This window comes from Desulfovibrio psychrotolerans, assembly GCF_013340305.1.
Taxonomy (GTDB): Bacteria; Desulfobacterota; Desulfovibrionia; order Desulfovibrionales; family Desulfovibrionaceae; genus Halodesulfovibrio; species Halodesulfovibrio psychrotolerans.
In genome coordinates this window covers 125,806-151,965 of the sequence record NZ_BLVP01000007.1, presented here as the reverse complement: position 1 = coordinate 151,965, position 26,160 = coordinate 125,806, and the positions used below count along the sequence as shown (strand labels likewise).

Here is a 26,160-nt window from a genome sequence, read left to right as displayed (position 1 = left end):
CATCAGAACACGCGCACGCTCTGCCACAGGGTGCGGAAGGCCTGTTCGTCGCAGTGGCTGGTGGTGGCTGATTCGTGCGTTACCAGCAGCAGCTTGTTCTCTTCGTCCGCGACCCATGCTGTGCCCTGCATGGCGCGGGCGGACTTGAGCCCGTTCCTGAAGCTGGTGAGCCGTTGCAGCAGCGAGGGACGCGGGGTAGTCCGCCACAGGTAGCGCTTGTGCGCCCCTTGCGGCAGGGTGGTTTTGTCTTTGCGGATGTGAGACAGCGGGACATCCTGCGTTTCCTGAATCCACGCCCGGAAGGGCCGCCCCTGCAGCACGACGTTGGCCGGGGTGAGCCGCTGCACGGTAAGAGTGCACCGCTCACGCGCGAAACGCAGGCAGGTGTTGCCGGGGTTGAATTCGGCTTTTTGCAGCACGTATCCTGCGGGAACGGTGAATTGCATGTCCTGAATGGCAAAGGGGACGGGGGTGCCGGGGGCGGAAACGCCGAGGCTGGCGAGAACGGCATGCAGGTCGTGTTGCGGTTCATCCGGCCGGATGTAGCAGTTCAGGAGCAGGGACGTGTTGGTGGGCCGGTGCAGACAGAGCGCGCCGGTGCCCAGCGCGTGGGCAAAGGGAAGAATTTCGAAGTCTGCGGAAAGCCGCTCCAGCGCGCGCAGCCAGTGCGGCGGAATGGCTTGCGGGGCGAAGGTGAATCCTTCTGCCCGCTTCATCTGTCTTTCAAGGGCCTTGCGCTTACGCGGCAGCGAGATGGTGCCTGTTTCCGGGCTCCACTTGCATTCGAGCGTGGCCGTGGCGTTGCGTGTGAACGAGATATATCTGGGTTCAATGGTCGCGGGGGTCCAGTCCTTGGGCACGGTAAGGAATACTCCGTTCCATGCCACCGGACTGCCGGGTATGTCCGATGCAGAATCCATGGGCCTTTCCTGTCTAGGAGGTTGTCGGTTTGTGGGTACGCGGCGGCGGGTGCCGTATGCGTTGCCTCAACTGCTTTGCCGGTTTCCTGCGCTTGTGGTGAGCCGCAGGAAAACACACAGGACAGGCACGGCGCGGTGCCGGAAATGCCCGCAAAAAGGGGCTGCCTTGTGCGGTTCTTTTCAGACTGCGATTTTTTTTCCCGTTTGTCCAGTGTTCCGGCGTGTGCGGGGTGTGCATCGCAGAAGAACTTTGTGATACCTAATGCCTGTTTCGGAAAAGCCAAGAGGGGGCGGGGCGCTGCATGAAAAAAACGTTGTACATGCTGTGCCGCGGAGCAGGCGTTTCCGGACCGGGGTCACAGCTTTTCGGCAATGTTCGGAGGCCAGTACACGCACAGCGCTTTTGCCCGGATATCCTCTTCAGGGACAATGATGTGGAATCGCTGGGGGTCTGTGGCACCGACCAGATAGTGCCCCGCCGGTATCATGTTTTCCGGCCCTTCCGGCGTGTCCGGCGTACCCGGAGTGGCGGAGAGAGGGCGCGGCTCGCCTGCCACGCCGTGGATTTTTAGCACAAAATGATTGTCATTTCGGGAGTGCGCGTTCCGGACGCGGACGATGACGAAGTCGCCGGTATGCGTATCATCCTTCCAGTGATTGGGGCCTGAGGCAAGGATTCTGGCTCCTGCCGGGAGAACCGGTTCCATGATCTCGCTTCCGGCGGCCATCTTGAAGGATGTGATCCTTTCTTCATCACCGTACGCGTTTACCGCAACAGAAAGCGCGATGCAGCAGGTTATGATGGCAACTTTTTGCGTCGGACGTATGCGTGTATCGGGAAGGGCGCTGCTGGCTGCGGCATCGCAGGCAGCCCATATGCGGAAGACAATGTTGGGCACCAATAGCAGCATGAGCAGCAGTATTGTATCATTGCCGGAGTGGAGGGATGCAGCGCCTGCCAATGCCGTTACAAGCACCATGGGAAGGAAGAAGAGGATTCCCTTTTTCCAGTTGTTCCCGAGCATTTGTCCAACCCCCGGAAACAGGAGAGACAGGGCGAAACGGATGATTTTTGCCATTGGTGTTCCTCTTTATCCCGCCGGTAGGGGGAAGATGCCGCCGGACACAGCCTGCGTAGGGGCCTGAAGGGTCGCACTCGGTGTTTTTCGGCGGGTATGGCGTATGCGTGAATGAGTTTGTAATGAATGTCAATATCAATTATTGATCTTCGGTATTGGGCTTCCTGTTCTCTCCCTGCTTTCTTGTCTTCTTGTCCCCTTGTCCCCTTGTCCTCTTGTCACTTGGCGAGGCTTGCCTTGTGGGGCATCCGTGCCTATCAGACAGAACGGTGCTGAGGCAGGAAGGGCGTGCCGGGACCTGTTTTCACCGTGTATTGTGTATTTCCCCAACTGCGGCAGCCGGATGCCTTCAGGTATCCGGCGTGTGCGGGTGGCCGGGTAATCCCGTGGCGAGATGGCTAACGCCGGGACGGGGTGCCCGAGACATTGCGGGCGGGAAGACCCGCCTGCACGCAGCCGGAGCTGTGATACCGGAGGATATGTGAGCATTATGACTTCTGCGGACGCAGAATTGTTTGATACCGGGCAGTATCCCGAACGGCTGTATGTGGAGACAACCACCCGCTGCAACCTGCGTTGCACCATGTGCATGAAGCACACGCAGGGCAACTGCCTGGAAGACGCCGACATGAGCTTTGAGACGTTTGCGCGGCTGGATTCCGTGCTGCCGCATGTGCGTGCCCTGCTGCTCAACGGCATAGGCGAGCCGCTGCTGCATCCCGATTTGGTTGAGATGGTGGCCCGTGCGCGCAGCCGTATGCCCGCCGGTGCGTGGATAGGGTTTCAGTCCAACGGGCTGATGCTGACTGCCGGACTTGCCGCGGACCTGTTGCGGGCGGGGCTGGACACCATGTGTCTTTCGGTGGATTCCATTGCCCTGCGGGAGCGGGATACGCTGCACGGGGGCGGCAATACGCCGGGGCTTGAGCGTGCTTTCCGCCTGCTGCGCGAAGCGCGCGAGAACACGGGCAGGAAGGATTTTCGCATCGGGGCGGAGTTTGTCATCATGCGCAAGAACCTGCATGAGCTGCCTGACGTGGTGCGCTGGGCAGGGGAGCAGGGGGCATCGTTTCTGCTTGCCAGCCATGTGCTATCCTATGACGTCCACGCTGCGGAGGAATCTGTTTTTACGCCGGATACGCCGCAAGCCCGCGCCCTGTATGGCCGCTGGCGGGATGCTGCGGCAGCGCAGGGGCTGAACCTTGCCGAGTATTATGCCATTTTCCGCCGTTTTCACCGTACCGAAGAGGAAAAGCGGTTGGTGGCGCTGGTGCAGGCAATGCAGCAGGAGGCCAGCGAACAGGGGATATATCTGCATCTGAAGCGCCTTATAGAGCGTGAGGCGCGGGCGGACACCTTGCTCCATGAAGAGGTGGCGGCGGTGTTTGACCGGGCGCGCGAAGCCGGGGAAGAATGCGGCGTGGAGGTGCGGCTGCCCGCTGTTTCCACCCGGGCGGAGCGGCGATGCGATTTTGTGGAGGACGGCAGCGTCTTCATTACCTCCGACGGGGGCGTGCATCCCTGCTATTTTTTATGGCACGCCTATTCCTGCCATCTGGACGGGCAGCGCAAGATTGTGCGGCCCCAGCGGTTCGGTTCCGTGCGGGAGCAGCCGCTGGAAGATATCTGGCGGTCGGCGGAGTACAGTCGTTTTCGGCAGGAGGTGTGCGCGTATGACTACCCGGACTGCTCCTCCTGCACGATGGGGCCGTGCGACGACATGACCGGCGAGATGGGCCCCTTTGAGGCGGACTGCCACGGAGTGACCGTGCCCTGCGGGCATTGCCCGTGGTGTCTTGGCGGGTTGCAGTGCCTGTTGTGACGTCCGGGCACGCCGGAGCGGGCTTATCCGATGGCCGGAATGCCCCGGTGCGGAGGGCCGTGGACAGGGTTAGACTTTCGCACCGGAATGGCGTATAGAGGGATGTTCTGCTGGTGTTCCCGTCTACATGGGTGCGGGATGTGCGGGCAGTCTTGTCAGTTCCGCAGGGATGCGTTCCGGGACGCAGGCGGGGCCGGAGAGTTACGACGACATAACGGCGACATTAACAGGAGGTACGGCACCCTGCGGGAGTGCTGTCCGAGAGAGATATGGCGAAACAGGAACACATACGCAATTTCAGCATCATAGCGCACATAGACCATGGAAAGTCCACCCTTGCGGACCGCATTCTGGACATCACCGGCCTTGTGGAGGCCCGTGACAAGCGGGAGCAGTATCTGGACCGCATGGACATAGAGCGCGAGCGCGGCATTACCATCAAGGCGCAGGCGGTGCGCATTCCCTACAAGGCGAAGAACGGTAACGAGTATATTCTCAACCTCATCGACACGCCCGGCCATGTGGACTTCGGGTATGAGGTTTCCCGTTCGCTGGCGGCGTGCGAAGGCGCGCTGCTGGTGGTGGACGCCTCGCAGGGGGTGGAAGCGCAGACGCTTGCCAACGTGTATCTTGCGCTGGACCACGACCTTGAGGTCATTCCCGTGCTGAACAAGATTGACCTTGCCAGCGCGGAAATTGACCGGGTGAAGACCGAGATTGAGGAAGTTATAGGGCTGGACACCACCAACGCCCTTGGCGTGAGTGCCAAGACCGGCCTGAACGTGGAGCAGGTGCTGGAAGCCATTGTGGAGCGGCTGCCCGCGCCCGAGGGTGAGCCGGATGCGCCGCTCAAGGCGCTGATATTCGATTCGTGGTACGATTCCTATCAGGGCGTGGTCATCATGTTCCGCATCATGGACGGCACCGTGCGCAAGGGGGACAAGATTCGCCTTATGGCCACGGGCAAGGACTACGAGGTGACCAAGCTGGGTGCCTTCAGCCCGGAAATGAAGGAGATGAAGAGTCTTTCTGCGGGCGAGGTGGGCTATCTGTGCGCCACCATCAAGGAACTGGGCGATGCCAAGGTGGGCGATACCGTCACGCTGGTGAGCAATCCTGCCGCAGAGGCTGTTCCCGGCTTCAAGGTGGTGAAGCCCATGGTCTTTTGCGGGTTGTACCCCTCGGACGCCAACGAATACGAGCCGCTAAAGTATGCGCTGGAAAAGCTGCAGCTCAACGACGCCGCCTTCTCCTACGAGCCGGAAACATCGCAGGCGCTGGGATTCGGCTTCCGCTGCGGATTTCTGGGGCTGCTGCATATGGAGATCATTCAGGAGCGGCTGGAGCGCGAATTCAACGTGGACCTTATCGCCACCGCGCCTTCCGTTATCTACAAGGTGAAGACCGTGGACGGCAAGACCATGGACGTGGACAGCCCCGCCAAGCTGCCGGACCCCACCAAGATAGACACCCTGTTCGAGCCCTTTGTGCGCTGCGAGATTCACGTGCCGGACGAGTACGTGGGTAACGTGCTTAAGCTGTGCGAAGAAAAGCGCGGCGTTCAGAAGGACCTGAAGTATCTGACCACCAACCGGGTTATCATTACCTACGAGCTGCCCTTTGCGGAAATAGTGTATGATTTCTTTGACAAACTGAAATCGTACACGCGCGGGTACGCTTCTATGGACTACGAGATCATAGACTACCGTTCCTCCAACCTTGTGAAGCTGGATATGCTCATCAACGGCGAAGCCGTGGACGCGCTCTCCATCATTGTTCACCGCGACAAGGCCCAGTACCATGGGCGTGCCGTGGCGCTGAAGCTGAAGAGCACCATTCCCCGGCAGATGTTCGAGGTGGTGATTCAGGCAGCCATTGGCACCAAGGTTATTGCGCGGGAACGCAACGCCCCGCTGCGCAAGAACGTGACCGCCAAATGCTATGGCGGTGACATTACACGTAAGCGCAAGCTGCTGGAAAAGCAGAAAGAAGGCAAAAAGCGCATGAAGCGCATGGGCAACGTGGAGCTTCCGCAGGAGGCATTTCTCGCCGCCCTCAAGGTGGGAGAGGACTAGTACTCTGCCCTGTTTGGCATCATCACCCCGCCCGGCGCATGCCGGGCGGTACGCATTGGGAAGCATACATGTCTGATATAAATCCGAAAAGCGGCATTGCGGAATACTTTGAGGCGCTGTTTGTAGCCATTCTGCTGGCCCTGTTCATCCGCTCGTTTATTGTGCAGGCCTTTACCATTCCTTCCGGGTCCATGCTCCAGACGTTGCAGATAGGTGACTACCTGCTGGTGAACAAGTTTACTTACGGCATTAGGCTGCCGCTGGCCGTGAAGGAGACCAATCCTTCCGGCAATTCGTGGTGGTCGCGCCATTCGTTTGTGCTCGGGTCGGAGATTGTGAAGATGAACGACCCCCAGCGGGGCGAAATAGTGGTGTTTGAGTATCCCAAGGACCCGTCCATCCACTATATCAAGCGGGTGGTGGGACTGCCCGGCGATACGGTGGAGGTGCGCGACAAGAAGCTGTATGTGAACGGCGAGTTGCAGGATGAGCCGTATGTGCAGTATGTGCGCAGTTTTCCCGGTCCCGGTGACGACTTTGGGCCGGAAGTGGTGCCGGACGGCAAGTATTTCTGCCTTGGTGACAACCGCGATGAATCGTATGATTCCCGCTTCTGGGGATTTGTGGATCGTTCTGCCATTGTGGGCAAGGCGTTCATTCTTTACTGGTCCATGGACGGCATAAGCTCCATACGCTGGGACCGCATAGGCAGGTCTGTGCACGATCTGTAACGGCAGCCGTTGTTTTGGAACGCATACACCCCGTCCGGTTTCTGACCGGGCGGGGTTTTTTTGCTGTGTCTGCCGTTCTGCCGGCGGGTCAGGCGGCGTGTTGCCTGTCCAGCGTGCGGCAGTTTATGGCTTCCGCTATGTGGGGAACGGCGATGGATTCTTCTTCCGCAAGGTCCGCTATGGTGCGGGCGATGCGCAGAATGCGGGTGTAGGCGCGGGCGGACAGGGCGAGGGCGTTGACCGCCTTGCCCAGAAAGGTGTGCTCTGCCGCGCCCAGACGGCAGAAATCTTCCAGCCATCTGCCGGAGAGGTCTGCATTGGTCACGCAGGGAGTGCCCTCATACCGGGCTGATTGCAGACGGCGCGCGGCTTCTATGCGGGTGCGCATCTGGGCGGAGGTTACGCCGGGGCTTTCGTTGCGCAGGTCTTCGTAGGGTACGGCGGGCACTTCCACATGCAGGTCTATGCGGTCGAGAAGCGGGCCGGAAAGACGCGCGCGGTAGCGCTGTATCTGGAAGTCGCTGCACACGCAGGCGTGGCGGTCATCGGTCTGGTAGCCGCAGGGGCAGGGGTTCATGGCGGCGACCAGCATGAAGTCTGCCGGGTAGGTGAGGGAGATGGCCGCACGGGAAATGGTGACGCTGCCGGATTCCAGCGGCTGGCGCATGACCTCCAGCGCGGGCTTTTTGAATTCCGGCAGTTCGTCCAGAAACAGCACCCCGCGGTGGGAGAGCGAGACCTCGCCGGGACGCGGGTAGGCTCCGCCGCCGATGAGGCCCACATCGGAAATGGTGTGGTGCGGCGAGCGGAAGGGGCGGGTGGTCATGAGCGACTGGTTGTGCCCCAGCATATCTGCCACGGAGTAAATCTTGGTGACTTCCAGCGCCTCTTCGAAAGAGAGCGGGGGCAGCACCGTGGGGATGCGCTGGGCGAGCATGGTCTTGCCGCTGCCGGGAGGGCCGAGGAACAGTAAGTTGTGGCCGCCTGCCGCGGCTATTTCTATGGCGCGTTTGGCGTGTTCCTGCCCTTTGACCTCGGAGAAGTCCAGAAAGCTCAGTGCGGCTTCGCAGCGCAGGTCGGCGGGGTCTGAAATTGTGGGGGAGAGGGCCGTTTCGCCGGAAAGAAAGCCCGCCACCTCGCCCAGCGTGCGGACGCCGTAGACGTTCAGGCCTTCCACCACCGCGGCTTCGGCGGCATTATCCGCCGGAACGATGAATCCCTTTGCCCCTTCGTTGCGGGCAAGGATGGCCATGGGCAGGATGCCGGGAATGGGCTTGAGTTCTCCGGTAAGCGAGAGTTCGCCCACCACGTGCCAGCCTTCCAGCTTTTCCTGCGGGAGCACGCCTGCGGCACCGAGCAGGGCGAGTGCGAGGGGGAGGTCGTAGCCGCTGCCTCCCTTGCGTCTGTCTGCCGGGGCAAGGTTTACGGTGATGCGTGAAGGAGGCAGTCTGTGGCCGCAGTTTTTCAGGGCGGCAAAGACACGTTCCTTGGCTTCGCGCACGGCTCCTTCTGCAAGGCCGACCATGGTGAAGGCGGGCAATCCTTGCCGCGCGAGGTCCACTTCCAAATCCACCCGGAAGGCGTCTATGCCCAACAGGGCGGCACAGGCAACTCTGGCAATCATGCAATCCCGCTTTGTCCGTAACCTATTTGCAATTCATGACTCTGCCGATAAGACCGACGGTAAGACACACGGGAGGATATAGTGCATTCTCTGCAACTGCAACTAATCTATTCTGTGAAATTTGAGATTTAGGTTGCTAATGAGATTTGCTCTCATTATATTCGTCTACGCAGAGACATTTCGTCTTTGCGATTCACTGAGCCCGAGACACTCAGTGCGAGACACTCAGTTGGGGGAACCATGTCTATCAAGACAAGAATTATCGCATCCGTTGTGCTGCTGATTCTGATTTCTGTGGCCATGTTTTTGGGGACATGGGTTGTGACTTCTGCGCAGAAGGACGACGGACTGGTCATAAACCTTGCCGGTCGCCAGCGTATGTTGAGCCAGACCATTGCCAAGGACGCGCTGGCGTATCTGTCTACCCGTAACACGGCGCACCGTGACGCCATGAACAACGCCGTGCGTGTGTTTGATGCCTCGCAGGCGGCGCTGCTGAACGGCGGGGCGGCACCGCTCACGCTGGCGCAGTCCGGCCCTGCCGCCAAGCTGCCCGCAGCGGGCGAGCAGGCCGCAGCCCAGTTGCGGCAGGTGCAGGAGGCGTGGCGCAGCCTGCGTGATACGGTGGAAAAGGCCCTTGCCGGAGACGTGCAGGCAGGGGGGGCCATTCCCGCGCAGAGCGATGCGGTGGTGGCGGCCATGAACCGAGCCGTGGTCATTCTGCAGCATGACGCGGAAGGCCGGGTACAGGGCTTGCTGATTTTTCAGGCGGTGGTGGCCGCTGCGGGCGGTATAGCGCTGCTGCTTATCCTGTTCGGGCTGCGCAGGGATATGTTCGGCCCCATGGACAGGCTGCGCGCCTATTCTCAGGCCGTGGCCAAGGGATATCTGGATGCCGTGCCGGAAGGAGACTACCGGCATGAGCTCTTTTCGCTGCGGGAAGACATGCAGGTCATGGTGGGCAACCTGAAAGCCAAGATGGCCGAGGCGGACGCCTATGGCCGGGAGGCCCAGACGCGGGCCGAGGAGACGCAGGCCGCCCTTGAAGAAGCCCGCACCCAGCGCGAAACGGTACAGACGCTGTTTGACACCATGTCTGCCGTGGCCAACAAGGCACAGGGCGTTTCGCAGAAGGTGTTTGCCTCCGTTGAGGAGCTTTCGCACCAGATAGAGGTAGTGAATCAGGGTGTGGACGTGCAGCGCGACCGCATGACGGAAACCGCCACGGCCATGGAACAGATGAACGGCACCGTGTACGAGGTGGCGCAGAACGCCTCCAGCGCGGCGCAGTCTGCCGCTCGCTCCAAGGATAACGCGGAGACGGGCGCGAAGGGCGTGCGCAAGGCTGTGGATTCCATAGAAAAGATTCAGCAGCGCATTATGTCTCTGAAGGAGACCATGGGGCAGCTTGGGAAGCAGGCGGATTCCATCAGCCAGATCATGACCACCATTTCCGACATTGCCGACCAGACAAACCTGCTGGCCTTGAACGCGGCCATAGAAGCCGCCCGCGCGGGCGAGGCAGGGCGAGGGTTTGCCGTGGTGGCGGACGAGGTGCGCAAGCTGGCGGAGAAGACCATGCATGCCACCAAGGAGGTGGGCGATGCCGTGCAGCGCATACAGAGCCACGCCCGTGAAAACGTGCAGGCCGTGGAACTGGCTGCGCAGGATATTGTGGTTTCCACGGAGGCTGCCAGCGAATCCGGCAGGTTTATGGATGAGATTGTGCATATAGTGGATGAGACCGCCATGCAGGTTTCCTCCATTGCCACGGCGTCTGAAGAGCAGTCTGCCGCATCGGAACAGATAAACCGCGCCGTGTCCGAAGTGACGCGGGTTGCCTCTGAGACGGCGGAGGGCATGGCGGTTTCTGCCCGTGCGCTTGTGGAGATTTCCGGGCTGGTGGAAGAACTGGATACGGTTATCCAGTCCCTTGCCGCAGGCAAGGCCACGGGGGTAAATACCGGGGAATCGGACGAGCTGTTTACGTGGACGAACGATCTTTCCCTGAGCATTCCGTCCATTGACGATCAGCACAAGCGGCTGGTGCATCTCATCAACAGCCTGCATAAGGCCATGAAGCAGCGGCGCAGCAAGAACGAGCTTGAGCGCATTGTGGACGAACTGAAGAATTACACCGTTACCCACTTCAAGTTCGAAGAAGACCTCTTTGCCCGCTACGGCTATGCGGAAACCAAGGAGCATGTGGCGCAGCACAAGAAGTTTGTGGACAAGGTGCTGGATTTTGAGCAGGGGCTGAAGTCCGGCAAGGTGACCGTGACCATGGACGTGATGCGGTTCCTGAAGGAATGGCTCATGAAGCACATAAACGGCACCGACCGCCGCTACTCGCAGTTTCTGCGCTCCAAGGGTGTGCGGTAGGCCATAGGGAACCGTACCGTTGTGACAAAAAAAGCCGCCGGGTGCATGGCATCCGGCGGCTGATTTTTTGATGGATACCGGCTTTAGCCGGCGGCGAGGGTATCCAGCCGGGTGGCCAGGGTGGCAAGCTCCTTGACGGAAACCGAGGAGTCTTCCATGCGGTGGCCCACATCGGCCGCCATATCCGCCACCTCATCCAGCGTGCGGTTGATGTGATCGCTGGTGGTGGACTGCTCTTCCGCAGCCGTGGCGATGCTCTGCACCTGATCCGACGAAGCGGTGACGAGCGCGACAATGGATTTTAGCGCCTCGCCCGAGCGTTCCGCAAGGCCGCTGGCGTTTTCTACCAGTCCGCCCGTGTCGTCCACCATGCGGATGGAGTCCTGCGCGCCGCGCTGGATGGAGGCAATGGCTCTTTCCACCTCGCTGGTGGCCTGCATGGTCTTTTCCGCCAGCTTGCGCACCTCGTCCGCCACCACGGCAAATCCGCGTCCTGCCTCGCCCGCGCGGGCGGCTTCTATGGCCGCATTCAGGGCCAGCAGGTTGGTCTGGTCCGCAATGTCGGAGATAACGCCCAGCACCGCGCCGATTTCTTCTGCCTGCTTGCCCAACTGATGCATGGACACCTTCATGGCGGAAGCCTGCTCGCTCACCTGCAGGATGGCGCTGACGGACTGCTCTACGATGCCTGCACCTTCCAGTGCCTGCTGGCGTGCGGACTGTGACTGCTCCGCAGCATCTGAGGCACTGCGGGCAACCTGCTGTACGGCGGCGTTCATCTGTTCCATGGCGGCCACGGTCTCGTGCAGGCGGTTCTGCTGCCGTTCCAGTGCGTTCTGCACATCGTCGAACTGCCGGGTCAGTCCGCCGGTGGTTCCGGTAAGCTGCGCCGCTGCCTCGCGGGTGGCCGCATTGACCTTGGCTATGCGCTCGAGCTTATCGTTCACTTCCCGTTCTGAATGGACAAGATCGGTCACCACTCGGGCCACTTCCACGTAGCCGACTTTGTTGCCCTTGGAATCCTTGAGCATGTTGGCCGAGGGTTTGATGAACACGCTCTGCCCGTCGCGCTTCAGTTCAATGATTTCTGCCTCTGCCTTCCTGCCCAGCTTTTTCACGAGATCAATGGGGCAGCCCGGCGTGTTGCAGACGGCGGTATCGAACTGTTCATGGCAGCGGCAGGAAGCAAGGTCGGACTCCTTCATGCCCAAGAAGTCCAGCGTGGCCTTGTTGGCCATCAGCATCTTGTAGTTTTCGTCCACCACGAAGATGGGGTCGGGCACGGTGTTCAGCACATTCACGTAGCCTTCCATCTTGTCAAACATGGAGGCGAGCTTGGTGGTGAGGGTGTTGAACCAGTTGGCAAGGTCGCCTATTTCGTCCTTCTGGCGGCAGACGATTTTTTCCGAGAGGTCTGCGCGGTCTTCGGCTATATCCTGAATCTTGGTTCTGATGGCAGTGAGCGGGCGCGTGACCAGCATGCGCAGACCCACCAGCAAGATGAGCATGGGCACAAGGGCCATGCCCGCCAGCATGAGCGCGAGGGTGGTATCCGCCCGGGCTGCCAGCGCCGTGAGGGCGTTCATGCGCACCGCACAGACCAGCACGCCTATCTGGGCACCGCGGTAGTCGGTGATGGGAGAGGTGGCAAGCGCCAGTGAGCCGTGGAAGGCGAAGGTGCGTTCCTTCTGCCCGCGCGTGAGCAGGTCGGCGGTGACTATCTGTTCAATTTCCGCATCACGCGGCGTGGTGGCACGCACAAAGTTGCCCACATGGGGGAACTTGGCGGTATCCTGCATGGCGGTGGCAACGGGGAGCAGGTCGGCGTTCATGTAGAGCACCATCTCGTTCATGCCTTCCTCTGTGGCGGCGGCAAGGATGGCGTCGAAGTTGTGCAGCATTTCCACCGAGCCGAGGTGTTTGCCCTGCGCCGTGCGCACGGGAACAACACCGCGCACCACAAAGCCGCCGCTGCCCACCTCTATGCCCTGCACGGCCCTGCCGTTGCGGTTCACATCCATGACGGTGGGCCGGAATCCGGAAAGGTCGTCTGAGATGTCTACCCACTCATTTTTCACGCGGGTCTGCTTGTCGCGCCACAGCCGGACAAGGCTGCGTCCGTTGGGCAGGTGGTAGTGCAGCTGCATGCCCTCTCCCGCGAACTCCTTGTAGCTGTCAAGCATGGGAGCGAGGGCGGTGCGCAACTGTTCGCGCGCTGCCTGTGAATGGGGGGAGTTTTCATCGTCCATGTTCCCGCTGTGCGCAATGGCATAGGCATCCAGCACTTCCGGGATGCGGGCGAAAATGGCCGCCAGATTGGTGGCAGCCGCAGCCCCTGTTTCCACGTCTGCCGCAATGCGTTTGAAGCGGATATCCACAAGGTCTGTGACGTAGCGCTGCTTCATTTCCGAAAACGAGGCGTGGATGGTCAGGTAGCTGATCAGCCCCAGCACGAGCACGACCAGAACCTGGGGGATGGAGAGCTTCCATATGAGACGCATGCTGTTTCTCCTCAAGGGAAAGGGTTATACCGTACGGTACTGCATGTGGTGAACGGGGACATATTATAGAATTCCCGTACACGGAGAGCCGCAGGAAACGCCATGGCGGCAGGAGGAATGGTTGCGAACGCATCTCGCCGTGATTGCCCCCGAAAACTCTCCAGAAAAAGAGTATCATTATACCCGGCGGGGGCATGGGTGTCAGCGCATTTGGAGCATGGGAAGAAAAGAACGAAGTGCAGACGGAAAGGCGGGATGGATGACGCAAAAATGCAACACGATTGTGAAATGAGTCACAATCTCATTGCAGTATTCCGCCTTTGTTAACCGATGGTCCGCCAGTCTGATGATCTGGAAGTCTGATAATCTGGCAGTTTGGTGATCTGGTAGTCTGATGTGGCAGTCGGATGATCTGATGGGACAAAGGAGGTGCCTGTATCTCCCTGCAGTTGCGTTATCGGTATGGCCTGTCAGCGGGAGCGCTTTGATTCCGCCAGAATACCGGAGAGCAGTTGGAGGAATACCGTGTGCCGGGGGGCGGACATACGCCGCAGCACCGCAAGGGCGGAATCAGCGTTTTCTGCGACGTTTGTTCGAGGCCGGGCGGCCAAGCACCTTGTCGGCGGCGCGGCGCTGGCGGGCGTAGATTTTGGCCTGTTGCTTCTCGTCATCCTGCATGGCCTGTTCCTTGAGCAGCTTACGGTAGTTTTCCACCCGCCGCTGCGTAAGCGTGCCCTGACGGACCGCTTTCTCCACGGCACAGTCCGGTTCGCCATCGTGGCGGCAGTCTGCAAAGCCGCAGCGGATACCCAGTTCCTCTATGTCCCTGAACACCTGCGAGAGTCCCTGAGGGCAGGGGGGCAGGCGGAGTTCGCGGAAGCCGGGAACGTCCATGATGAGCCCGCCGTTGGGCAGGGTATATAGCGTGCGGCTGGAGGTGGTGTGGCGTCCCCTGCCGTCGGAATCACGTATGGCTCCGGTGGGGGTGCGTTCCTCGCGGCTGAGGGTGTTCACCAGTGTGGACTTGCCCACGCCGGAAGATCCCACAAGGGTGGCGGTGCGGCCCGGTGCGACCCACGGGAAGAGAAGGTTCACGGTGGTTTCGTCCAGCGCGTTGACGACCAGCACGGCAAGGCCGGGGCACAGTCCGCGTGCCTCTTCCGCGCAGGCGAGCGCGTGTTCCGGGGTGACGAGGTCTGCCTTGGTGAGCACCACCACCGGTTCCACGCCGGACTGGAAGGCGATGGCCAGATACCGCTCCAGCCGGGAAGGATTGAAATCATCGTTCAGCGACGAGACGATGAACAGGGTATCCAGATTGGCTGCCACCAGCTGCACCCCGGTGATGTCTGTAGGGGCGCGGCGGGTGACGAGGGTGCGTCTGTCCAGCAACTGCACGGGCCACTGGGCTGTATCGTCCAGCACCAGCCAGTCGCCCACGGTGGGGCGGGATTCCGCAGGGCCGGAAAGCCAGTTGCCCGGAATGGCAAGCTGGCGTCTGCCCTGCGCGCCTATGACGTTCATGACCATGCTGTGCACGCTCACCACCCGGACGATGGTGTCCTCTGCGGGGAGCGGCTGCGGCAGCCGGGCTTGGAAAAAGGTGTCCCAGCCCAGATGCTCAAGGGGGGGATAGGCTGTGCTGGTCATGCGTTCCTGTTGCGGCAGCAATGAAGGTTCAATCGGGGTTTACTAGGGTTCTACTGACGCACGGCATTGCCTGCCGCGTACACTTCTTCCAGTATGGCACCTGCGCCTTCCGCCTTGACGGTTTCCGCAAGGCGCAGCCCAACTGCACGGGCCTCTTGCGCGGCACCGGAAACGGTGTGGCGGATGATGCGGCGTCCTTCAAGGTCGGCCACAAAGCCGGTGAGGGAGAAGGTTTCTTCTCCGGTCATGACGGCGTGGCCAGCGATGGGAACCTGACAGCCGCCCTGCAGTCCGAAGAGGAAGCCGCGTTCCGCCTCCACGCAGATGCGGGTGGGGGTGTGCTCCAGAAACGCGAGCAGGGAGCGCACGTCTTCCCGTTCCGCATGATATTCAATGCCCAGCGCGCCCTGTCCCACGGCGGGGAGGAAGCGCGGCGGCCCCAGAATTTCGTGCCTGGGCGCGGTGAGCCCCAGCCGTTTCAGGCCGGAGGTGGCCATGATGATGGCATCGAACTGGTTTTCCATGAGTTTGCGCAGGCGCGTATCCACGTTGCCGCGCAGGGACACCACGTTCAGGTCCGGGCGCAGGGTCAGCAGTTGCGACTGGCGGCGCAGGCTGCTGGTGCCCACGGTGGCACCCTGCGGCAGGGCGTCCAGCGAATCGTGGTGCACGGAGAGGAAGGTGTCCGAAGCGTCTTCACGCTGCGGAATGGTGCCCAGCACCAGCCCTTCCGGCAGTTCCATGGGGACGTCCTTCATGGAGTGCACGGCGAGGTCGGCGCGGCCGTCCAGCAGGGCTTCCTCTATCTCCTTGACGAACAGCCCCTTGCCGCCCACCTTGGCCAGAGGCACATCCAGAATGATGTCTCCCTTGGTCTTGAGAACGAGCAGGTCTACGGAAACGGCTCCGGAGTGCTGCCGTTCTATACAGTCCTTGATATGGTTTGCCTGCCAGAGGGCGAGCTTGGAGCCGCGTGTGGCGATGACGATGTTCTTCATGAGGCGTCCGCTTGAGCTTGAGGGTTCGCGCGTGCTGGTGCCGCAGGGCAGGGTTAGTGACAGGTGGAGCAGTTGCCGCCTGAGCAGCCCGAGCAGCCCGAGCCGCCGGAACTGGTGCCGGAACTGCCGCCCGAATCATAGGAGGAGCCGCCGGGCATGCGGAATTTGACGGCGGAAAGCAGCTTGTGCGTGGCCGTGGAGTTGCAGCCGGGGCAGGCGGGGGCATCGTCTCCGAAAACGAGTTCTTCAAAAATCTTGCCGCATTCTTCGCATTTGTATTCGTATAAGGGCATGTTCTTCCTCCGTGAAATGGTCACGGCTTGAGATAATGCGTGATGGCGCATTCGTCAAACAAAGGCGTGGAGACCGCGCCGGGGCGCTTTCTTCCCCTGCCGGAGTGTGACGTTATTCTCCGCAGGCGGCTTCTGCACCGTTGAGGTACGGCTGCAGTTCCATCACGTTTTCAAACAGGTAATGGTCGGTGAGCTGGCACAGAAGGTGGCCAACCGTGAGCTGCACTTCCTGAATCAGGGGGGTGTGCCGGTGCGGAACCTCCAGCAGTTGATCGCACAGGGAGGCCATGCGTCCGCCGCCCTGCCCCGTGATGCCTACGGTGGTGACGCAGCGTTCGCGCGCCGCCTTGAGGGCTTCCACCAGATTGGCGCTGTTGCCGGAGGTGGATATGGCGACCAGAATATCGCCTTCTGCCGCAAGCGCCTGCACCTGCTTGCTGAAAATGAAATCAAAGCCGTAGTCGTTGCCCACGGCGGTGAGGATGGAGGTATCTGTGGTGAGGGCGATGGCGGGAAGGGGAGGGCGTTCCATGAGGAAGCGGTTTACGAATTCCGCTGCCAGATGCTGTGCGTCCGCCGCGCTGCCGCCGTTGCCGCAGAAGAGGATTTTGCCGCCCCGGGCGAGGCACAGGGCCATGGTCTTGGCAAGGTGCACCACCTTGTCCGCGTTGGCTTCGAAAAATACCTCGCGCAGGCGTGCGCCCGCTGCGGCGTGTTCCAGAACGATATTCCGTGCGGTTTCCGTCATCGAATCTTCAGACTCCGTTTCTGGCAGGCTGTAAGCGTCTTTTTGGACGAATCATTCTGCTGTGCTGCCGCAAGGTGTTGCACCCTTTGCGGCCTAATCCCTGACCGAGTACCCTAAATGCGTCCGGCTGACAACGGTGTGCGGGTGTGGATTTGGCGCGCGCGAAAAATATGGGGGCGGAAGGGCTTTCATCCTTGAATGAATCGCCGGATTTTACTAGGGAATGGCGATGAAACGTACCATATCGTCCGTATATATCGTGACCAAGGCCGGACAGGCTGCGGCTTTGGAACTTGCCGGAAGCATGCATGCATGGTTTCGTGGACAGGGAATTGTCGCCGATGTCTTTGAAAACGGCTCGGCGGCGTGGAAGCAGCTTGCCTTTGCCCCGGAAGGCATTGTGCTGGTGCTGGGGGGCGACGGCACCATGCTGAGCGTGTCGCGCCGCCTTGTGGGAACCGGGGTGCCGGTGCTGGGTGTGAATCTGGGCCGGGTGGGATTTCTGGCGGAGGTTTCTTCCGAACACTGGCAGGAGCAGCTTGTTCGCCTGCTGGACGGCAGGGCCGGATTTGCGCGGCGCGTGGCGCTTGCCTGCACGGTGGAGCGGGAGGGAACCCTTCTGCACAGCGGGGTGGCGGTGAACGATGTGGTGGTGCACCGGGGAGCGTTGGCGCGGGTGGTGCGGCTGGAACTGGCTGTGCAGGGCGAGCGTCTGGGCGATTTGCGGGCGGACGGGCTTATTGTTTCTTCGCCCACGGGATCGACGGGGTATGCGGTATCTGCCAACGGACCGCTGCTGCACCCGGATCTGGACGCCTTTTCCGTGACGCCCATCTGCCCGTTCATGAATGCGCTCAAGCCCTTTGTGCTGCGCGGGGACATGGAGTTTTCTCTTGTGGTGCACGATACGGACGCGGACCTGCATCTGACCCAGGACGGGCAGGAAGGGGTGGCGCTGCGCTGCGGCGACCGCATTCGTGTGACCAGTGCACCGGGCGGGCTGGTATTTGCCGAACTGGGGTGCGCGAGCTATTTTGACCGCTTGCGGACGCGCGGATTCTACAAAGACCAGCGGTAGCCCAGCCTGCGGCGGCAGGCCGGAAGCAGGCTTTGACAGGCGGCGGGAAGGGCCGCGCGGCTCTGCGGGAACGGAACCGGCAGGGCGGAATGAAAACGCGAAGGCCGCGTTGCGGCCTTTTCATACGGATTTCGGAGGACCCCATGAGTATGCTGCCGGATTTGAAGTATGTGCGTGATGTCCGCTGGGGCAAGGACCCGTTTCTTGATGCGTGGCTGCACCACTTCAAGACCGAAAACAACATAGAGCACCTGATGAACCCGGAGCATGTGGCCACGGATGAGCAGGTGCGGTTTATGGTGGCGCTGGACGAGGCGCAGGTATACATTCCCTGTTCCGACGATATCTTTACCATGCTGCTGCGCAGGGAGCGCCCGAGAGCGTTGCAGATGGAATATAACCGCACGTGGCGGTTCATTGTGCGGCTTATCCGCCAGCACGGGTTTGACAAGTACAACGAGCGGCGGGTCATACAGTTCTGCAAGCGCCGTTTCCGGCTGCATCTGGCCTCCAAGATCATGATTCCCTCGCGGCTTGCCAAACGGCTCATAAGCATTGTGCTTACCCAGTGCGCCAAGCCGGACCCGTATCGGGATAGCAAGCGCAGGGCCAACCGGCTGGCAGGGGAGTTTTTGCGCAAGCCTTCCACCGAGCGGCTCATCTACGGTAATCCGCCCGGCTGCGAGGGGATTACCGACATAAAGGAACTGCGCTGGGAGCTGGATTTTCTTGAACTGCGCCGCCTGCTCTATCTTTCCACCATGTCCGACCTGTGGCAGGACGCCGACCCTTCGCCCCTGGAAGTGGAAAAAGAACTGCGCAAGCCGTGCGGTGAGTGCAGCCACCTGCGGCTGCTGCTCGGCCCGCAGGGGGAGGAGCGCAAGAAGGTGCTCTATCTGCCGGACGTGAGCGGTGCCTTTGTTTTTGATCTGGAGATCATACGGGCGCTCATGCGGCAGGGGCATCAGGTGATACTGGCGCTGAAGGAAGGGTTTTATTTCAATACCCCCACCCTGTGGGAACTGGACAGCGATCCGGTTCTTAAGTCTGCCGCCGCAGGGGCGCATATTCTGAGCGATGACACCGTGAGCAAGAACGAACTGCTGCGCCTGCTGCGCGAGCATCGTTTTTTGGTCATTTCCGATGGCACCCGGGAGCAGCTTAATCTGTACAAGACCAGCGTGACCTTTGCGCGGGCTTGGAAGGAGTGCGACCTCATCATCGCCAAGGGCGGGCGCAACTACCAGAACCTGATAGGGTGCAGCCACGAATTTACGCGGGATATCGTGTGTTTTTACCGCTCGGAGAGCGGGGAGTTTATACTGAACGCCAAGCCGCGGGCCAAATCTGTGCGCAAGTTTGCCGAGGCGGACCTGCACGACAAGGCCAAGGAGATTATTGACGCCATGCGTGATGCCAAGCGGCACGGCAAGAGCGTGATGTTCTACAGTGCCATCATCGGGTCCATTCCGGGGCAGACATCCACGGCTATACGGGTGGTGGACACCTTTGTGCGGTTTTTGCGCGAGCGGCAGGAGAACTCGTTTATCATCAATCCGGCGGAGTATTTTGAAGAGGGGATGGACGGCGACGACCTGATGTTTATGTGGGAAAGGGTGCAGAGGAGCGGGCTGCTGGACATCTGGCGTTTTCAGACCGTTGAGGATATAGAGACGAGCTTCACGCTTATGGGACGCAAGGTGCCCTCTGTGTGGTCGGGCAAGGATTCCACCTTTTCCACGGGCTGCACCAAGGAGATGCGGATTGCGCTGGATTTGCAGAAGGCGCACCCGGAACTCCAGATTATCGGCCCCAGCTCCGACAAGTTTTTCCGCCGGGCGGAATACGGCGTGGGCAAGTATTATGACGCGGGGATAAAGACCCCCTAGCCGGGTGCAGGAATACGCACGATGCAATGCCTCCGTTGCGGAGGAACAGATAAGGACAGGCATGACACGATTTGAGGATATTATCGCCGGGATGGAACGGTGTTTTGCGGCGCAGCACAGCGCAACGGAACAGTGGCATGAAAGCGAGCCGGAATCTGTGGAGGCGGTGGCGGCATGCTGTGCCGCAGACTGTGCCGCAGACGGGGATGACGCGGCGGGGCTGCTGCCGCTGGTGCTTGCGCAGCACCTGATGAACTTCAAGCTCTGGCATGTGGAAGACGTGGCCCGGCGTACCGATGTGGGGCCGGAGGTTATTGCCGACTGCAAGCGGCGCATAGACGGATACAACCAGCGGCGCAACGACTACATGGAAAAGGTGGACGCGTGGCTGGTGAATGCCGTGACGCCGCATCTTGTGCAGGCGCAGGGCCCTGTGCGCTACAACTCTGAATCGGCAGGCATGGCTGTGGACAGGCTGTCCATTCTGAGCCTGAAGATGTATCACATGCGGGAGCAGACGGAACGGCAGGACGCGGACGCAGCCCATGTGGCCCGCTGTGCGGAAAAGCTGGCCGTGCTTACGGAGCAGCGGCGAGACCTTGCGCGCGCGGTGCTGGAACTGCTGGAAGACTACCGGAGCGGGCATAAGCAGCCCAAGGTGTATTACCAGTGCAAGATGTACAACGACCCTTCGCTCAATCCGCAGTTGTACGGCGCGGAAAAGGCGAAGGGCTAGGGCGGAATTCCGGGAGAGCCCGGATGTTGCGGGTTTGCCGTGACAGGCAGGGCAGCGGCCCGTATGGCCACGGAGGCATATGGGCCGGGGCAGGGCGCAAACAGGGTGCAAGCTGGGCGCAAACAGGGTGCAAGCTGGGCGCAAACAGGGTGCAAGCTGGGCGCAAGCTGGGCGCAGACAGGCAGAAAGAGGCCGTGCGCGGGGTGAATCCCGGCAGGGTTGTCAGTGAAGGAGTGTAGAGTCATGGCGAAGTATGAGGTTGTCATCGGGCTGGAAGTGCACGCGCAGTTGAAGACGGAATCCAAGCTGTTCTGCTCCTGCTCCACCCGCTTTGGCAACGACCCCAACGAGAACGTGTGCGAGGTGTGCTCCGGCATGCCGGGCGTGCTGCCGGTGCTGAACAGGCGCGCCGTGGAATATGCCGCCAAGATGGGGCTGGCCATGAACTGCAAGGTGCGCCGGCATTCGGTGTTTGAGCGCAAGAACTATTTTTATCCGGATTCGCCCAACGGGTACCAGATTTCCCAGTTGGGAGACGCCATCTGCCACGGCGGGCATCTGGACCTGAACATGGGGGACTACACCCGCCGGGTGGGGATAACCCGCATTCAGCTGGAAAACGATGCGGGCAAATCCATCCACTCTTCCACCGAGAACGTTTCGTACGTTGACCTGAACCGCACGGGCGTGCCGCTTATCGAGATCGTTTCCGATCCGGACATGCGCAGCGCGGAAGAGGCTGTGGCGTATCTGAAATCGCTTCACGCCATATTGCTCTATCTGGGGATATGCGACGGGAACATGGAGGAAGGGAGCTTCCGCTGTGACGCCAACGTATCGCTGCGCCCTGCGGGGCAGGAAGAGTTCGGAACCCGCGTGGAACTGAAGAACATGAACTCCTTCCGGCATGTGCAGAAGGGCATAGAATACGAAATTGCGCGGCAGCAGGACCTGCTGGAAGACGGCGAAGCCGTGGTGCAGCAGACACGCCTGTATAACGCGGAAAAGAACAGCACCGCCGCCATGCGCGGCAAGGAAGAGGCCCACGATTACCGCTATTTCCCGGACCCGGACCTTATTCCCATTATGCTTTCCGCAGAGCAGATAGAGGCATGGCGCGCGGAACTGCCGGAACTGCCGGTGCAGCGGCGGACGCGGTTTGTCACGCACTACGCCCTGCCGGAATATGATGCGGAAGTGCTGACGCAGGACAGGGATATGGCAGACTTTTTTGAAGCTGCCGCAGCCGTGTACAACAGTCCGAAAAAGATAAGCAACATGATGATGGGCCCCTTCCAGCGGGAGCTGAATGAGCGCGGTATGGCTGCCAAGGATGCTCCCATGCGCCCGGAAACGCTGGCGGAGCTGGTGCGTCTTATCGAAGAAGGGCTTATTTCCGCCAAGATAGGCAGCGACATTTTCAGCGACCTGTTTGTCAGCAATGCCGGGCCGGAAGCGTATGTGAAAGAGAAGGGGCTGGCGCAGATTTCCGACTCTTCTGAACTGGAGCGTGCCGTGGATGAGGTGATTGCGGAAAACCCCGCCGAGGCGGAGGCGTATCGCGGCGGCAAGACAAAGCTGGTGAGCTTTTTCGTGGGACAGGTCATGCGCAAGACCCGGGGCAAGGCAAATCCTGCTCTGGTAAACGAGTTGCTGGCGAAGAAGCTGTAGCGCGCCGGTGTTTTGTGTTTGTTACAGGCGGCCCCGCATGCGGGGCCGCCTTTTTTGCCTGCAGGATGACGTTGCTGACAGGCAGCTTTTGTAAGGTGCCATGCTGAAATAGGGTGGGCACTCTTGTCGCTGCTGCGGTCTTTCGTTCTGCGGATATCGATGAATGCATTGCTTCTCGTCTCTGATTTGAGCGCAGTGCGAGCGTGGATTCATGCCGGAAATAGTGCGGTTGTGCATGAGGAGGGCCTTGTCTCTCTGTTGACGGATGCGTTGCCCCCATGTATATGCTACTTACTGTAATACATAATTACTGTATTTCATTTTCATCAACATTGAATTTTCCTGTATTTCGGGGTGCATCGTGGATGATTGTTTGAAAGGGGCATTGGAAATTGTCAAAGCACAGGCAAGTGTGCGTACTATGAACGAGGAAGAGATTCTGTCCATGGTGCGTACCCTTGCGGACAGCATCCGGGGGATGAGTGAAGGCGAGGCCGCTGAAAGCGTGCGGGTGGAAGGGGAGATTGATCCCAAGAAGTCCATACGCGAAAAGTCCATTACCTGCCTGGAATGCGGTAAGGCTTTCAAGATAATCACCAGAAAGCATCTTGCCGTGCATGGGTTGGATACACCGGAGTATCGCGAAAAATGGGGCATGAAAAAGAATACGCCGCTGGTGTGCAAGGCATTGCAGCGCGAACGGCGTAAGAAAATGAAGTCTATGGAGCTGTGGGAAAAAAGGCGTAAGCAGGAACCTGCCGCCTGAGTATGTCCTTTTTTACGGTCCTTCTCCCCGTCCCCATGCTTGCAGGCGTTGTGCCGCTTCCATGGTAAAGTGTTCCGGAACGAGAATATCCACGACCTTCACGCCCTCGGGCGTGGAGGTTATCTTTATGAGCTTGAGGTGTTCCAGTTTGCTCAGGATGTCCAGAACCCGGTCCTCGGAACTGACAAAGGCATCCTTGAGCGACATGAGCGCGTGCATGTAATCGAATTGCCGGACGCCGTTGCGGGCGAGCATTTCAATGGTTCTGCATGTGCCCTGAAACAGGCTGGGAACCTGCATGGACTTGCGTGTGCTGCTGCGGAGTCTGTGGACCAGCACATCTATAAGGGTTTGCATGATCTGCGGTGATTCGCGGATAAACCCGTCAAAATGCTCCTGCTTCACTTCCACGGCCCGAACATCGTCCAGGGCGATGGCGGTGGCCGTGCGCCTTTTATCGTCCAGCACCAGCGACATTTCGCCGAACATGTTGATGGGAGAGAGAATGGCCAGCACTTTTTTTCTGCCGTTCACCTCTTTGGACAGCTCCACCCGGCCTTCCTGAAGCAGGTAGGCTGAATCTCCCTTGCTGTTTTCTGCAAAGATGACGGAATATTTGAGGAATGTTCTGGCGACGTACGATGTCATGGCTTCCTCCCCCTGTGTTCCCTGCTCCCCTGCATCCGGCTGACGATAGCGAACACACGCGTGCGGAACATGTGGTTCTGCAGTTGGGAGGAGTATAGCACTCTTTGGAATGGAAGAAACGCAAAAAAAGCTGCGGAGGAGCAGGCGGCTAGCGGGAGAGCGCGCCCTCGTGGGCAAAATAGATGCGTCCTTCCTGTCTGGCTCCGGGTTTCCACGGTGTTTCGGCGAGCACCATGCGGTAGCCGAAGGAGACGTACAGGGGCGTATCCGCGCCGCCGGAAGGGAGGCGGAATTCGAAGGGGATGGCCGGTTCCTTGCCCAGCTCGCGCGGCAGCACGTCCAGCTGGGCACTGGATACCACGGTGCCTGAGCTTTCGCTGAGGTAGACCGTGAAGGCCAGTTGGTCATACCAGCGCGCCCAGTCCGGGAAAAGCTCGGTATTGGGGTAGGCCATGCCCTGCAGCCCCACGCCTTCCTTAAGGGGCATATTCATGAATTCGAACCGCCAGAAGCGCATATGTATGGTCTGCGGGGCCTCCGCTATCCACGGGCGTTTGTCCAGATGGCTGACGGAAAGCTGCGCGCAGCCCTGAAGGACAAACGTTATGAGAAGGAGGATGAGAAGCCCGGCTCGTTTCATGGAAGAGTACCCTGTTCAGGTTAGCGCATGGAAGGCGGACCCTGCACGAGCATTTCTGCAAGGGTCATGTTTACTCTGGGAAGAACGCGCAGTCTGGGCCCGGCAAATTCCATCTCCAGCTGCACGAGTTCCCTGTACAGTTCCGTCCTGTCCAGCGCGGGAATCTGCGCCTCTGGTAATTCCTTAACATTGTCGGCAAAGCGGAAGCAACCCGTAAATACCCTGCGCTCGCCGTTGGGCAGCATCATGGTGTTGCGGGTGCCGTGCAGGCGGCAGATCATAAGGCGGTGGCGGTAGAGGCCGCACAGGCCGTCATCATTCAGCGGACACATGACGGTGGGCTGGACCCCTGCGTTCAGCGCAAAGCGGTATTGCTGCACCACGTTGCGGGCACGGTTCAGATACTCGTCGCGTTGTGCGGCGGAGAGTTCGTTCATGCCACGCCACAGGTAGCTCCATTCCACATAGGTATGGTGCTGGAAATAGCTGACGCAGCAGTTTCTGTCGCAGTCCTGACAGCTGAGTCCTGCCTGCGCAGCGGTGTGCGCGTAAGCGGCGGACATGCGTTCGTACAGGTCGGCCAGACGGGCGAAGACACCCGGTCCCTTTTTGCGGGCAGCAGCTTTCATGATTGCGACTCCAGCCAGCGCACGATGGTCTGTGCGCATTCATCCGGTGACAGCCCGGCACAGGAGACGGTGAAGTCGGCTGCGGCTTCGTACAGGGCTCTGCGTTCGTGATAGAGGTCTTCCACTGTCTGCCCCGGCGCGATGGCAAGGCCGCGTTCCGGGTTGTGGCGAATGCGCTCCAGAATGACGGGCAGTTCCACATTCAGGTAAACCACGTGGCCGAGGCTCTGCAGGTGCTCTATGGCGGCCTGTCTGTAGACAACGCTGCCGCCGGTGGAAATGACGGTGCGGCGTGCGCCGATACGGCGGATTATCTCGCCCTCCACGTCAAGGAAGTCATCCTTGGTCATGCTGTCTGCCACGTCTTGCAGGCGCGTGCCGTAGTGTGCCTCTATGATATGGTCCGAATCCATGAACGCCCAGCTCAGAGCGTTTGCCAGCGCTTTGCCCACGGTGCTTTTTCCGGCACCGGCCATGCCGATGACGCTGATACACTTTTCATCCGTGGCCACGGGCTGCCGGAGCGGAGGAGTGTCTGACATTCTCTGAACCTCACGTGTCAGGCTGTTGAAAGAAGGCTCGCCTGCGTATACGCAGCCGCTGAAACGGGGCCGGACCACTGCAAGCCCCATCAGAATACCCTGCAAAAAAGCCGGTCACTGCCGGATGTGCCACGGGGGTATGTTTTGCGGCGCGCTGACTGTTGGCCGCACAGGGTACATTCGCCATGCGGCACGGGTTGTTGTGCCTTTGCGCAGAGGTTGTGTCAATCGTCCAGAGGGCCTTGGCCCATGCGGGAGAACGCAAAAGGCCGGACCCGAAAAGGGCCCGGCCTGAATGCACTGAACATGCTGCCGCCGCAGAGGGCGGAGCGGGATTAACGCTTGGAGTACTGGAACCGTGCGCGTGCGCCGCGCTGGCCGTACTTTTTACGTTCTCTCTTACGCGCGTCGCGGGTGAGGAACCCGGCTTTCTTGAGCGCGCCGCGCAGTTCGGCGTCCACTTCCAGCAGGGCGCGGGAAATGCCGTGACGTACTGCCTGAGCCTGACCGGACATGCCGCCACCGGCCACGTTGACCTTGATGTCGAACTTGCCGAGGTTTCTGGTCAGCTCAAGGGGCTGACGCACAACCATCTGCAGGGTCTTGCGGGGAAAGTATTCCTCGTAGGGCAGGTCGTTCACCAGGATCTGGCCCGTGCCAGCGTAGAGGCGGGTCCGAGCAGTGGCGGTCTTTCTTCTGCCTGTACCGTAATCAAATTCGTTGGACATGTTTTTCTCC

The 26,160-nt window shown here is 60.2% G+C and carries 23 protein-coding genes; 10 read left to right on the top strand and 13 right to left on the bottom strand.

Features of this window, described 5'->3' with window-relative positions; translation table 11 throughout:
* Window positions 1–2 precede the first annotated feature (2 nt).
* Window positions 3–920 carry a hypothetical protein gene (locus HUV26_RS06820; RefSeq protein WP_174409371.1) on the bottom strand — a complete coding sequence of 306 codons (918 nt, stop codon included), beginning with the start codon at window positions 918–920 and terminating at the stop codon, window positions 3–5.
* 356 nt (window positions 921–1,276) lie between these two features.
* On the bottom strand, window positions 1,277–1,999 hold the full coding sequence (locus HUV26_RS06815) for a S26 family signal peptidase (RefSeq protein WP_174409370.1): 723 nt from the start codon (window positions 1,997–1,999) through the stop codon (window positions 1,277–1,279).
* Between the two features lie 490 nt (window positions 2,000–2,489).
* Between HUV26_RS06815 and HUV26_RS06810 the strand changes: the two genes are divergently transcribed.
* The 3 genes from HUV26_RS06810 to lepB all read left to right on the top strand — a co-directional run bounded on the left by HUV26_RS06810 (window position 2,490) and on the right by lepB (window position 6,627).
* A complete protein-coding gene (locus tag HUV26_RS06810; RefSeq protein WP_174409546.1) occupies window positions 2,490–3,821 on the top strand; it encodes a radical SAM/SPASM family putative metalloenzyme maturase in 1,332 nt (443 codons plus the stop codon).
* A 269-nt stretch (window positions 3,822–4,090) separates the two neighbouring features.
* Window positions 4,091–5,896: a translation elongation factor 4 gene (gene lepA, locus HUV26_RS06805; RefSeq protein ID WP_174409369.1), complete on the top strand. Its 1,806-nt coding sequence runs from the start codon at window positions 4,091–4,093 to the stop codon at window positions 5,894–5,896.
* 77 nt (window positions 5,897–5,973) lie between these two features.
* The gene (gene lepB, locus HUV26_RS06800) at window positions 5,974–6,627 is read left to right on the top strand and encodes a signal peptidase I (RefSeq protein ID WP_174409545.1); all 654 of its coding nucleotides are present in this window, start codon (window positions 5,974–5,976) and stop codon (window positions 6,625–6,627) included.
* Window positions 6,628–6,715: 88 nt separating this feature from the next.
* On the opposite strand, the gene HUV26_RS06795 is transcribed toward lepB, so the two are convergent.
* Window positions 6,716–8,251, bottom strand: a complete 1,536-nt coding sequence (locus HUV26_RS06795) for a YifB family Mg chelatase-like AAA ATPase (RefSeq protein ID WP_174409368.1) — start codon at window positions 8,249–8,251, stop codon at window positions 6,716–6,718.
* A 240-nt stretch (window positions 8,252–8,491) separates the two neighbouring features.
* Between HUV26_RS06795 and HUV26_RS06790 the strand changes: the two genes are divergently transcribed.
* Complete coding sequence (locus HUV26_RS06790) at window positions 8,492–10,633, top strand: bacteriohemerythrin (protein ID WP_174409367.1); 2,142 nt, start codon at window positions 8,492–8,494, stop codon at window positions 10,631–10,633.
* Window positions 10,634–10,716: 83 nt separating this feature from the next.
* Here HUV26_RS06790 and HUV26_RS06785 read toward each other — a convergent pair whose 3' ends face one another.
* The 5 genes from HUV26_RS06785 to HUV26_RS06765 all read right to left on the bottom strand — a co-directional run bounded on the left by HUV26_RS06785 (window position 10,717) and on the right by HUV26_RS06765 (window position 16,823).
* Window positions 10,717–13,134, bottom strand: coding sequence for a methyl-accepting chemotaxis protein (locus HUV26_RS06785; protein WP_174409366.1), 2,418 nt, complete (start codon window positions 13,132–13,134; stop codon window positions 10,717–10,719).
* Between the two features lie 570 nt (window positions 13,135–13,704).
* On the bottom strand, window positions 13,705–14,784 hold the full coding sequence (gene rsgA / locus HUV26_RS06780) for a ribosome small subunit-dependent GTPase A (protein WP_174409365.1): 1,080 nt from the start codon (window positions 14,782–14,784) through the stop codon (window positions 13,705–13,707).
* Between the two features lie 50 nt (window positions 14,785–14,834).
* Entirely contained in the window at window positions 14,835–15,782 is a 948-nt protein-coding gene (hemC, locus tag HUV26_RS06775; RefSeq protein WP_174409364.1) for a hydroxymethylbilane synthase, read from the bottom strand.
* A 53-nt stretch (window positions 15,783–15,835) separates the two neighbouring features.
* Window positions 15,836–16,075: an FmdB family zinc ribbon protein gene (locus HUV26_RS06770; RefSeq protein WP_174409363.1), complete on the bottom strand. Its 240-nt coding sequence runs from the start codon at window positions 16,073–16,075 to the stop codon at window positions 15,836–15,838.
* A 112-nt stretch (window positions 16,076–16,187) separates the two neighbouring features.
* Window positions 16,188–16,823, bottom strand: coding sequence for a D-sedoheptulose 7-phosphate isomerase (locus HUV26_RS06765; RefSeq protein WP_174409362.1), 636 nt, complete (start codon window positions 16,821–16,823; stop codon window positions 16,188–16,190).
* Between the two features lie 229 nt (window positions 16,824–17,052).
* Here HUV26_RS06765 and HUV26_RS06760 point away from each other — a divergent pair, with 229 nt between their 5' ends.
* From HUV26_RS06760 to HUV26_RS06735, 6 genes are all read left to right on the top strand, one after another.
* Window positions 17,053–17,901: an NAD(+)/NADH kinase gene (locus HUV26_RS06760; protein WP_174409361.1), complete on the top strand. Its 849-nt coding sequence runs from the start codon at window positions 17,053–17,055 to the stop codon at window positions 17,899–17,901.
* A gap of 143 nt (window positions 17,902–18,044) precedes the next feature.
* Window positions 18,045–19,790, top strand: a complete 1,746-nt coding sequence (locus HUV26_RS06755; protein WP_174409360.1) for an ARMT1-like domain-containing protein — start codon at window positions 18,045–18,047, stop codon at window positions 19,788–19,790.
* Window positions 19,791–19,851: 61 nt separating this feature from the next.
* Complete coding sequence (locus HUV26_RS06750) at window positions 19,852–20,526, top strand: DUF4254 domain-containing protein (RefSeq protein ID WP_174409359.1); 675 nt, start codon at window positions 19,852–19,854, stop codon at window positions 20,524–20,526.
* 23 nt (window positions 20,527–20,549) lie between these two features.
* The gene (locus HUV26_RS06745) at window positions 20,550–20,765 is read left to right on the top strand and encodes a hypothetical protein (protein WP_174409358.1); all 216 of its coding nucleotides are present in this window, start codon (window positions 20,550–20,552) and stop codon (window positions 20,763–20,765) included.
* A 4-nt stretch (window positions 20,766–20,769) separates the two neighbouring features.
* Window positions 20,770–22,197 carry an Asp-tRNA(Asn)/Glu-tRNA(Gln) amidotransferase subunit GatB gene (gene gatB, locus HUV26_RS06740; protein WP_174409357.1) on the top strand — a complete coding sequence of 476 codons (1,428 nt, stop codon included), beginning with the start codon at window positions 20,770–20,772 and terminating at the stop codon, window positions 22,195–22,197.
* A gap of 361 nt (window positions 22,198–22,558) precedes the next feature.
* Window positions 22,559–22,963 (top strand): Ros/MucR family transcriptional regulator, encoded by a 405-nt coding sequence (locus HUV26_RS06735; RefSeq protein WP_174409356.1) that lies wholly within the window; start codon window positions 22,559–22,561, stop codon window positions 22,961–22,963.
* Window positions 22,964–22,975: 12 nt separating this feature from the next.
* On the opposite strand, the gene HUV26_RS06730 is transcribed toward HUV26_RS06735, so the two are convergent.
* From HUV26_RS06730 to rpsI, 5 genes are all read right to left on the bottom strand, one after another.
* A complete protein-coding gene (locus HUV26_RS06730) occupies window positions 22,976–23,611 on the bottom strand; it encodes a Crp/Fnr family transcriptional regulator (RefSeq protein WP_174409355.1) in 636 nt (211 codons plus the stop codon).
* Between the two features lie 148 nt (window positions 23,612–23,759).
* On the bottom strand, window positions 23,760–24,251 hold the full coding sequence (locus HUV26_RS06725) for a hypothetical protein (protein ID WP_174409354.1): 492 nt from the start codon (window positions 24,249–24,251) through the stop codon (window positions 23,760–23,762).
* Between the two features lie 20 nt (window positions 24,252–24,271).
* Complete coding sequence (locus HUV26_RS06720; protein WP_174409353.1) at window positions 24,272–24,880, bottom strand: hypothetical protein; 609 nt, start codon at window positions 24,878–24,880, stop codon at window positions 24,272–24,274.
* Window positions 24,877–25,422, bottom strand: coding sequence for a homoserine kinase (gene thrB / locus HUV26_RS06715; RefSeq protein WP_243451298.1), 546 nt, complete (start codon window positions 25,420–25,422; stop codon window positions 24,877–24,879). The genes HUV26_RS06720 and thrB overlap by 4 nt, the downstream gene beginning before the upstream one ends.
* 335 nt (window positions 25,423–25,757) lie before the next feature.
* Window positions 25,758–26,150: a 30S ribosomal protein S9 gene (gene rpsI, locus HUV26_RS06710; RefSeq protein WP_174409352.1), complete on the bottom strand. Its 393-nt coding sequence runs from the start codon at window positions 26,148–26,150 to the stop codon at window positions 25,758–25,760.
* Window positions 26,151–26,160 lie beyond the last annotated feature (10 nt).